The organism is Haliscomenobacter sp. (assembly GCF_033763495.1).
Lineage (GTDB): Bacteria > Bacteroidota > Bacteroidia > Chitinophagales > Saprospiraceae > Haliscomenobacter.
Genome location: NZ_JANRKL010000229.1, coordinates 1 through 11,058, shown reverse-complemented (window position 1 = coordinate 11,058; position 11,058 = coordinate 1). Strand labels below are relative to the sequence as shown.

Here is an 11,058-nt window from a genome sequence, read left to right as displayed (position 1 = left end):
TTAATCGCTATTATTGATTAATAATTCGGGTGATTTTAGGGAATCTTGGAGCATCCTCTCGGAGGATGCTCTTTTTTTATCCCAATAAGAAAGCCTGTAGGAAATAGCATTCTACAGGCTTCTGGAAATAAAACTTTTGAATAACAAATTACAAAAATTCCTGGGGTTAAAAGAGCGTGTCTATTTTGAATTATATAATTTCATTATTTGGAGCTAGTCAACAAAATAGTGTCCTACTGAAGGGCAGAAACAACAATTAATTGCAGGTAGATGCTGGGCTTTAGGTTTATTATGAATAAGAAGGAATGATCGTGCAAGAAGTTGAAATTTTTTCCAACACCTCAAAGTTAGGATTGAATGCAGAGTGAGAATATACTCACTTGTGAGTAAAAGCAAGGGAAATTTATTGGTTTCACAAAAAAGCCTTTTATTCGTTTTTTCTTTTACCTCAAACCTAGCTTAATGCCAATTTCTTACCGGATAGTAATTACAGATGATCATAAAGTACTCACTAGTGGGATCTTAGATTTATTGAAAATTTTACCTGAAGCGCAGTTTGTTGGCGCAGCTTCCTCTCCTGATGAGCTCAAACAATTGCTGCGCAACCAAGATGCTGATATTTTAATTCTGGATTATCGACTGCGTAGGCCGATTCAGGAAACACATGAATTGGTAGAGTGGCTGATCAAACATCGGCCTTCACTTAAAATCATCATGTATTCCAATGATGATGTGAGTAAAGCATTTCGAGACGCCAGTGCAAAATCCATCCAAGGCTACGTAATGAAAAATGACGAACCTGGAGAACTCCTCGAAGCCATTAAAGTAGTTGCGGCAGGTGGCCATTATAAAAGTAGTTCCATTAGAGCCCAGCGTTCTTTACACCTTTTGAATGAAGAAGAGCGTGTGCGAAAATTAGTGGCATTATTGACTGATAGGGAGAAAGAAATTCTGGTTTTGATTGTTGAGGGGATGAAGAATCGAGAAATTGCTGAAAAATTAATTCTCTCAATAACCACCATTCAAACCCACCGACGCAACATCAAAGAAAAATTAACCGCCAAAACAACGATTGAACTTCGAAAAATGGCCGAAATTGCCGGCCTCATATGAGTTATAAAATAAACACTTCTGCCGGAGCGTGAACCAGTACCGAAGTGCCTTTACCTGGCGCGGTGGTAACTACCATATCCCCATCAATAAATTTAACCCGTGACTGGATACTGGCTATACCCATTGCGGTTTTGCGAAATTTTTGATCTTTATTAAAACCTACCCCATCGTCTTTGACCAGGAGATAAAGTTGAAATTCCTCAGGATCGTACTTTAATTCAACATTGATCAAATTTGCATTGGCATGCTTATTTGCATTTGCCAACAATTCCTTACAAACTGAATAAATACACAGTTCTACCCTGGAGTTGAAACGCATGTCTTGTAAATTGGAAGAAAACACGATGGGCAATTCCGGTGTAGAAAAATTTTCGCAATAGGTTTTTAAAGCACCCTCCAAACCAAAATCATGCAAAGCGATTGGGCTAATATTGAGCATGATACGCTGCAACTCCTCCTGTGCTTCTTTTAAGGATCGCCGCGCTTTTAAGATGGTATCCTTAGCGTCGTTTTGGATGTTTTGATTATCCAAAACTGTCAATTGAATATTTACTGCTGTCAGGCTACTTTTAACGTTGTCGTGCAGGTCTTCGGCTATCTTTTTGCGTTCGAGTCCCTGCGCTAAAATTTCAGCATTGGCGACCCGCATTTGATGCTCCTGCTCGATGGTTTGAATTTTTAACTCATTCAATTCAACTTGTTGATTTTTAAGCTTTTTTTCCAGTTCAATTTGTGCTTCCAGTCGCTGATTTTTATGTGAAATTTCCTGATTGATGCGTTCAATGGTTTCTGTTCTTTTTTTGACCTCCTGTTCCATCTCTTGATACAACAGGGCGTTTTGGAAGGAAACCCCCAATTGACCAGCCAAAAGTTCTATCCTACGTAGGTCGCGCTCCTGAAAGAGGTTGTTGAGTTGATGATGCACCAATAACAGAAGCCCGATCACCTGGTTGCGGTTGACAATGGGATATACAAAAAGTGCAGCTGGCAAATGGTCAGATGCTCTGGGGCGCATAGATTCGTATTCGGCAGTACGACGAATTACCTGCTGTTTCTTTTGTTCAAGTATTTTCTGAATAAGCGACTGGGGCAAATAATGTAGCACGCGATCTTCCTGTTCAGGTACCCGGCAAACAAGTTCAGCTCCTTTGTAAAAGGCTTGGAGTTCGGGCAGGACCTTTTTTTCAATGACTCGGGCGATTAAACCCTCCTGGGCGCCAAACTCCTCAATCAATAACCGTAAAAGTTTATCTAATAAATCTTCATAGCGCAAAGCACCCACAATTGTAGATGCAGTTTGCAATACAGCACTTAACTCGTTTTCAGTGTGATAAAAACCAGTGTTAGGCAATTGAATGGTGCTCAGATTTTGATCCAGTTGCTTCACTTTATTTTCAGCACCCCATTCTTTCCAAAGCTCTCGGGCTTTGAGGAGCTGTACCTGGGCAAGGCTAAGGTGCCGTTTGCGCTCGGACCACTGTCCAAGCCGCTCCCAAGCCAAGGCGTTTAACCACAAACAATTGTTTTGTGCAGCCAGCTGAATGACTTTTTCATATTGCCGGGAGGCCCGGTCCTCATGGCCCAGGTATTGTTGCCATTCTGCGCAAAGAAGAGCCTCTTTGGCGGCGAAAGTTTCCGGCATTTTTTTTCTCCATTTCCCAAAATCCCGAATCGCATTTTTGACCGTTTTCCTTTCTTTTTTCCCCAACTTCGATTCCTTTTCTAAATGTTCAGCGAGCAAAGCAAGGGCTTGCAGGAAAATAAATTTGGCAAAATATACCGTCGCAGGCCCGGTATCCTGCAAAGGGGCACGAATAATAGCCACTTCACCAGCCCTGGAATAGGACCTAAAAAAATACAGGCTCTCCAACTCAAGCAAGTACCGAAGTGCGACGGCAGTAGGGTCACGGTACCATTCTGGCTGGTCTTCAATCGATTCAAAGGCTTCCTCTGCCCCAGGCTGAGTCAAAGATTTAAAGTACTGGCGGTAAATTTTGAGCAGGTTGAGTTGAGGAATTTGATAGATTGATGCCGTATTACCAATGAATTGCTCTAGGTCCAAATTGATCTGGTTCAAGTAAACTCCGGCCTCTAAAGAATGGGAACAAATCAGCAGCATGGAATAAGCCGCGAATTCGAAATCATTGGTTTGTAAAGCTAAATCCAAACTTTGTTTACCAGAAGTGATGGTTTGAGGCAGAGATTTTTGCCAGTGATAGGAAAAAAAATTGAGGGCAAAAAGCGTTTTAGCACGTGTATATGGATAGTCCAGGGAAGCCAGTAGTTTTTCGGCAATATTGGTTGCTTTTGAACTCGACTTGACCCAACCCAAATGCCCGCGCAACACCATGGCCAGGCTGGCAAACCAGTAGGCAGAATGGTCGAAGTGCCCATGTTGAAAAACCAGCAAAAGCTCTTCGCGCATAATAGAATTGAGCAACGATGGGCGGCCCAAATAGACTAAAGGGCCCAGTGCAATGAGGATTTTGGCTTTGGCAAGAGCTTTCTGGTCTTCCGCTTTCTTTTGTAGAATGATGCTGGATTCTCTGCGCAATAAGAAGGGCCATAGTACTCTGGAGAATAGCATTTTTGACTTCCAGTCTGGAGGATTGGCCTCCATAGGTAACCCCAAGTCTTTTAGGTAAGCCAGGCCGCAGTCTATGGCTGTGTTGAGGTCGTTGCGTAATTTCCAGGTCTCCATCTGTAATTCTACTGCAATAGCTTTGTCTTCAGGAACCAGGACTTGTTTGAAGATTACTTCGATCAATTCCAACGCTTCCAGGTAAGCTCCAGTATGTAGTTTTACAAAAGCAGCATCCTGGAAAAGTTGCAGGGTAAGTTGGTGCTTCGATTGCCAGGCTTGGGCGGGCAGGTAACGAATTGCTCGCGAGAAGTAGACACTGGCAACCTGGTAAGCATACGATTGTAATGCTTTCTGACCACATTCACAATTGAGTTGAAATACTTTTCCCATTTCATCCGCATCCAAGTTTTGAACCCCAATACACTCAAAATGATCGGCGATCCTGGTTTGGTTTTCAAAGCTGTGCTCCTGACTATACCAGGCAATGATTTCGCGGTGAATAACCAGAGCTTCTTCAGCTGAAACCGACTGCCTGATTTTGTCCCAAAAGGAATTCGGGATGATACGGTAGCTTTTTTTAATTTGCTGTTGCTGTTTGTTTAAACCGATCTCCACCAACCCCTGTGCTCTGGCCATGCGCAAAAGGGCTTGTGGTTTATCTACACCTGCCAGTAAGAATTCAAGGTCTTTTTCAGCAAAATTATTCAATTGTAACAGGGCAATTTTTTGCCCGGCGCGCCTGGTTTGCTCCTGTCCCAATGCCCAGTCCACATCAGGGCTTGGAATGGTATTTTGTTGTCGGATGGCTTCAAGGTTCCATTCCCAGCAACATGCCCCAAAGTTGTACCAGATATCCTTGCGTTGGTGGTGGTACAACAGTGTTTGAACCAGCGTTCTAGGGACTCCCTGAGCTCGTTTATTTAGGGCTTTAATCAAATCTATAATTCCCCATTGGGTAGGTCCGAGGGTGTTGCCGAGCCAAGGCAAAATTTCATCATCACTCAATGGGGCGAGCTGTGTTTTTTTGACCGGGAAGTGGGTAAGGTTAAGTAGGCGGGAAAGTACAATATTTTGGTGGTTGGAGTCAACACTGAGGCAAAACCGGATTGGAAGCATTGGTGGCTCCAGCAAGAAGTTTTCCAGTAATTCAAGGGATGCTGAATCGGCATGATGGGCATCATCAAAGGCAAGAAGCAGAATTCGTTCCTGTGCAATGATACTCAATAGCGTCTTTAATATCGAGAAAAAGCGATTTTTGGCCTCTCGAAGGGGCAATACTATTTGCTGCTCTACATCGCTCCCCTGAATACTCAATCGAAAAGCAGGAATCCAATCGCCTAAAATTTTAGCACCTGCAGGTATTTCCTGCAACAATTGCTTTGTCCATTTGGCCAGGGAAAATTGATCCTCTTGCATCAGGCGTTCAGCCAACTGTTCAAAAACTTCTTTCCATCCATGATAAGGAATGTGCTGGTTGTTGATTGAAAAGTGTCCAATTAACAACATTCCACGATTTGGGGGAGCTGGGCAGTTTTGCAACAAACGGGTTCGACCCATTCCCCGCTTGCTCTCCAAAATCCAAAGGCCAGCATCGGGGAAGGACAACTCATCGTTAAATTGTTGTAACAGATGAAATGGTTGAAGTGGGTACTTTCCCCAATCAATTTCAGGCTCTGTGTCTTCTAGGCCCGGTAAAAAAGGAGTGACGGAATTGGAATCACGCAACAATTGTAAACAACGCTCAAAATCACGTTTCACACCAATTGCACTTTGATATCGTTGGTGTGGATCTTTTTCCAAAAGTTTATTCAAAATGTGATGTAGCACAGGAAAAATTGATGCAGTTTCCGATTCAGTCAATACAACCTGTTGAGAGACATGCGCATGCAACCAGGAACGGGCATCTTGCGCTAAAAAGAGTGGGCGTTGAAATAAGGCTTCAAAACACACACAGCCCAACATGTAAAGATCAGAACGCAAATCGCCATTTGCTGGCAATAAACCAGTCTGCTCCGGCGACAAATACGGCAACTGAAAATCATAAATGGGTAGTGGCTGTTGCTTTTGGGTCAGGGCTCTCCCTAAGCGAGCTAATTCAAAGTCAAGTAAAAATAATTCCTGAAAATCCTCACTGAGTGCAATTGAATAAGGTGTCAGCGTGTGATAAAAAATGCCAGCGCTGTGTAGTTCCATTATTGCCTCGCTGAGTTGGGTAAATAATTTGAGTTTTTCGGGCAAAGAAAAACGGTTAAAATCCAAGTTCCCCCACAAATGATGGACTTGTTTATGTTCAAAAGCCATAAACAAAAAATCATCCTCTATTCCCATTTCTAATGGTCGAAGCAAATTCGCTGAATTCAAATTTTGCAACATTTGCAACTCTTCAGCCCAAAGGTCCATTTGTTGGGCAGTGACTTGTATTGCAGACACCCACTTGAGTATCACCTTTTGCTGATGTACGTTATTGCCCAAAACATAATCGCAGGTATTGCCTTTAAAAAGCGGAGCTACAATTTGGTAAGCACCAATTTGTTTAGGGGTTATTGCATTCATAAAATCAATTGGGATTAGGGAACTGGATTATACTTTTAAATTAGGATAAACATTGGACTCCATGAATTCACGAATTTCTGCTGCGTACTTGGTGTCTCGGAAAGTCCTTAAGACTTGATCATAGTCCTCACGTACATCGTAAGCCCAAGCTGGATTAACAGATTGGGGAGTCGGCAGCCATGCGGAATGAATGGTGAATGCAAAACTGAGGGAGGGGTGAGTTAGCTTGCTAACAGGGCCCGTGTTAAGTGCTGCCGAATCAAATATCCAAATTTCGCGCGAGAAAGAATAGGGATCCTTTGGCGCTTTTTGTACGATTACGGTACAAATGAGATAACCATGTAGTTCCTTTTCCAGATTAGCTGGAAGCGGGCTGTTTTTAGGCACGAATTGTAGGCTACGCAAATAGTGGTCATCTGGAAAATAATACCAATCCTCCAGTTTCATGTTGCGGGTATTCTGCCGTACAATCGAGAAAGGAATCCCCTCTCGGGTATATGCCAGCACATCCTCAGGAGGAACCACATTGGTTTCCAAATCGTATAAATTATAAATATACTGGGTGAGTATTTGGTAATCCAGGCCGTACATCTGCCAGAAGATATAAGGAACCTTTTCTACAATTTTACCCGGAGCCAGGTAATCCAAGTAGGTAAATAAGCCAATGCCCCAGGTATTTGGACCTAAGTTTTGCAAATCTTCTCTCCGGTTCTGAAGGTCGGACAATTCTAAAGTCTCGTAAATTAATTTTGACTGCTTGAGCATTGCCCGAATCGGTTCATCTTTTTTTGAAGTAACCTTGATCTTTATTCTGCCAATTTTACTCACATCCATTTCACCAATGGTAGGTAGCCCAACTACATGTGGATCAAGCTCCAAATCCGGGTCAATGGCCAATTTATCGTACCGCCTAACCCATTCGGCAGCACACAAGGAACTGTTGTGGGCAGTGTGTAATGTAATGGTTCGATCGGGATTACGATAGTCGATGGCAAAATGCACCATCTGGTCGGCAATGGTGAGGCGTTCCGCAGTTACCTCCCGAGTGTTTTCATTTAAATCGCTTCGCTTTACAACGTAGATATGGGTGTAATCCTTCAGGCGAGTTTGAAAAAAACCGCGTAAAAATTGACAAATCACCGTCCAGGGCTTGCGAAAATAGGGTACCAACAAATCCATTGAAATTTTGAAGGAAGAGTCGATAAAAACGAAATAATCCTCCGTTATACCCGTTTGATGAATGCTTTCAGCGATGCGGATGTCATCCCCTTGTATGTCTTTTACCCTCCAGGAGCGAATGCTCCCCTGCTGGTCGCGCTTCACGATAAAAACGGCATTTTGTTGCAGTGAAAATGCTTCTTTTTCTTCTTCATTAGGCATTTCCTCCTGTGCACTTAGTTCTTTGATTTGTCGGGTCACATCTTTTTCCAACTGGTCAATCAATTGCGTTTCTTCCTTCACGTTTCTTTCGGATTCCACATTATTCCAAGAATCAAGAAATTCATCCAAAACACGATTCATGTTTTGGAAGAATGTTTCTATCTGGTCATTCCGAATGGATTGTTTCGGAGGGAATGCCATATTGAGCAAACTCTTGGTATAATTGACTGTAAAAAAATCGCCAGAATTGGGGTCATAAGCAGGGTGTGCCGTTGTAGCGATCATAGGAAAAATATACTCTACAAAGGGGAAAAATTGGGCTTTCCATTTGAGGTTATTGCCCATTGGGTGTAGCAATTGTAAGGAGTTGGGGTCAAATTCATAAGGTCGCCCGGTGTCAAAAGTAGCCAGTATTCGATCTACATCTTCTCCTGGTAAACGCAATGGGATCATTGCAGTATTGAGTTGATTGCGTACTCCGAGGTAGGTAGATAAGCGGGAAATGCCTACATTGAAAAAACCTTTTGCATATTTTTCATCTTCTTCAGGCACTGTGCTTACCACTTCATCTGCATAATAACAGGGTGTTTTTAAAATTTTAGCAGAGATGTACACTTCTCCCGGAGTAGAAAAATCAACCTTCAAAATCATTCCATCGCCATTGAATACCGGTGAACTGTCTTCCTGTCCGCTGGGATAAGGCAAGCCATCCGACTCTACGGTTCCGACGGGAGAGGAAAAATAGACTGCTCCAGATAAGTCCTGTGGCAAAACTCCTTCAATAAGGAACAATGGCTGATCGGTATACTCAGTTCGACTCGCCTGAGTGATGGAGGAGGTAGTCAGATTAGGTTGGGGGCGCATGATTGGATGTTTGCCTAAATATAGATATAATGCCAAAATCCTTTCATCCTCAGTTGTGGGTATTTTGCCGATTTTATCTCTTTTTTTAAACCTTGGGCAAGTATTTCTTTTAACTTTCTAAAAAAACAAGCATTACATGAACGCACCACGACTTAATCCAAGTAAATCAACCTTACGTCCCTATGCCCATCTACTGCTCTGGGCGCTCTTGCTCTTTACTCAATTTTCAATCGCTGGTCTGGCTCAGAATGCCCAGCAATGGACCAAAGACGGCAACGCCTACTGGACACCCGAAAGAGGAGAAATTGTACAATACACCCTCCCCGAACAAACCCGTACCGTAATTGCCACTACGGCCATGCTTACTCCCGCGCGCAAAACGGAGCCATTGCGCCTTCGTTCCATCCGCCCCTCCGCCGACAACCGCAAGGTATTGATCTACACCAATTCCGTCCGGGTTTGGCGCAACGATACCCGGGGCGATTATTGGGTACTGGATTTGGACAAAAAGACCCTGGTCCAATTGGGGCCCAACCTACCGGTATCTTCGCTGATGTTTGCCAAATTTTCGCCCGATGGCAGCAAGGTCGCCTTTGTGAGCAAACACAACCTGTATGTCCAAACCCTGGCCGACAACAAGGTCACCCAATTGACCAAAGACGGCACCGACAAAATCATCAATGGCACCTTCGACTGGGCTTACGAAGAAGAATTTAGCTGCCGCGATGGCTTTCGCTGGAGCCCTGATGGCAACAACATCGCCTACTGGCAAATCGACGCCAGCAACGTGAAGTACTTCCTGATGATCAACAACACCGATTCGATTTATTCCTTCACCGTACCCGTGGAATACCCCAAGGTGGGCGAAACGCCCTCAGCTTGCAAGATTGGCATCGTATCGGCAAAAGGCGGTGCTACCCGTTGGATGAATGTACCTGGGGACAATCGACAACACTACATTCCCCGCATGGATTGGGCAGCCAACTCCACTGAAATCATCCTGCAACAACTGGACCGCAAGCAACAAGTGAACAAAATTTTCTTGTGCAACACCACCAATGGCTCCGCCAAATCAATTTGGGAGGAAAAAGACGCCGCCTGGGTAGATGTACAAATGGACGCCGATCAGAGCTGGGACTGGATCGAAGGGGGTGCCGCCTTTTTGTGGCTCACCGAAAAAGACGGCTGGCGGCATTATTACCGCATCAGCCGGGATGGCAAACAGGAAAAACTCCTAACCGCAGGCGCTTACGATGTAATTGATCCAGGTTTGATTGATGAAAAAAACAAGGCCATTTATTTCCTGGCCTCACCAGACAATGCCACCGAAAAATACCTCTACAAAGTCAATCTGGACGGCAGTGGTAAAGCTGAACGCCTTTCGCCCGCCAATACACAGGGGACTTATGGGTATAGTTTTGCGCCGAGTGGCCGTTTTGCGCAGCAGCGTTTTTCCAACGTGAATACCCGTCCACAAAGTGACTGGGTTACCCTACCCGATTGCAAGCCAATCAAGGCTAAACCCGATGCACCCAAAACCGAGTCTACGAGTCCAAAAGTGGAATTTTTCCAGGTTACCACGGTGGATGGCGTCACGATGGACGGCTGGATGGTGAAACCCAAAAATTTTGATCCGCAGAAAAAATACCCCGTAGTGTTCCACGTGTATACCGAACCAGCCGGGCAGACAGTCAAAAATTCCTGGGGAATCGGCAATGCCAACATGTACCAGGGCAACATGTCGGAGGATGGCTACTTCTACATCTCGCTCGACAATCGGGGCACTCCCGCACCCAAAGGCCGGGAATGGCGCAAATCCATTTACCGCAAAATCGGTCTCATCAACATCCACGATCAGGCTATGGGCGCCAAAGAGATTTTTAAATGGAACTACATCGACACCTCCCGCGTAGCGGTATGGGGCTGGAGTGGCGGCGGCAGTGCTACGCTCAACCTGCTGTTCAAACACCCTGAAATTTATAAGACCGGTATCTCCATTGCCGCCGTAGCGGATCAACTCTGCTACGACAACATCTACCAGGAGCGCTACATGGGCTTGCCGCAGGAGAACATGGAGGACTTTGTGAATGGTTCGCCAATCACCTACGCCAAAAACCTGAAGGGTAAGTTGCTCTACATCCACGGCACTGGTGACGACAATGTGCATTACCAGAGCGGCGAACGTTTGATCAATGAATTGGTCAAACACAACAAGATGTTCCAGCTAATGGCCTACCCAAATCGCTCGCACGGGATTTATGAGGGCGAGGGGACGACAAAACATTTGTCGACGCTGTTTACGCAGTTTTTGAAGGAGAATTGCCCTCCGGGGGGCGTGGATCGGGTGGTGAAGCCGTAGGGGGTTACTGTTATTTTAGTTGAATGAGAGCTGATTCGGTTTGTGAAGTTTTTTGAAAAAACCGTTCTCAAATCCTAGGCTCGAAGCGCATGAATTGCCTCCAGCTTTAGCTGGTGGTTCAATGGGCAGAACTTGAATGGGCTTTAGCCCAAAACTCAATTTTGCTCATGGGGCTAAAGCCCAAAACTAAAGTGCATTGCCTATC

At 44.6% G+C, this 11,058-nt stretch carries 4 protein-coding genes; 2 read left to right on the top strand and 2 right to left on the bottom strand.

The features are described from left to right. The first annotated feature begins 462 nt into the window (after positions 1-462). The gene (locus SFV55_RS27225) at positions 463-1,113 is read left to right on the top strand and encodes a response regulator transcription factor (protein ID WP_320032748.1); all 651 of its coding nucleotides are present in this window, start codon (positions 463-465) and stop codon (positions 1,111-1,113) included. Between the two features lies 1 nt (position 1,114). On the opposite strand, the gene SFV55_RS27220 is transcribed toward SFV55_RS27225, so the two are convergent. Together SFV55_RS27220 and SFV55_RS27215 are read right to left on the bottom strand one after the other, a co-directional pair. After that, positions 1,115-6,250, bottom strand: coding sequence for a protein kinase domain-containing protein (locus SFV55_RS27220; RefSeq protein ID WP_320032747.1), 5,136 nt, complete (start codon positions 6,248-6,250; stop codon positions 1,115-1,117). A 27-nt stretch (positions 6,251-6,277) separates the two neighbouring features. Then, positions 6,278-8,494 (bottom strand): carotenoid oxygenase family protein, encoded by a 2,217-nt coding sequence (locus tag SFV55_RS27215; protein WP_320032746.1) that lies wholly within the window; start codon positions 8,492-8,494, stop codon positions 6,278-6,280. Between the two features lie 136 nt (positions 8,495-8,630). Between SFV55_RS27215 and SFV55_RS27210 the strand changes: the two genes are divergently transcribed. Beyond that, positions 8,631-10,853: a S9 family peptidase gene (locus SFV55_RS27210; RefSeq protein ID WP_320032745.1), complete on the top strand. Its 2,223-nt coding sequence runs from the start codon at positions 8,631-8,633 to the stop codon at positions 10,851-10,853. Positions 10,854-11,058: the final 205 nt, after the last annotated feature.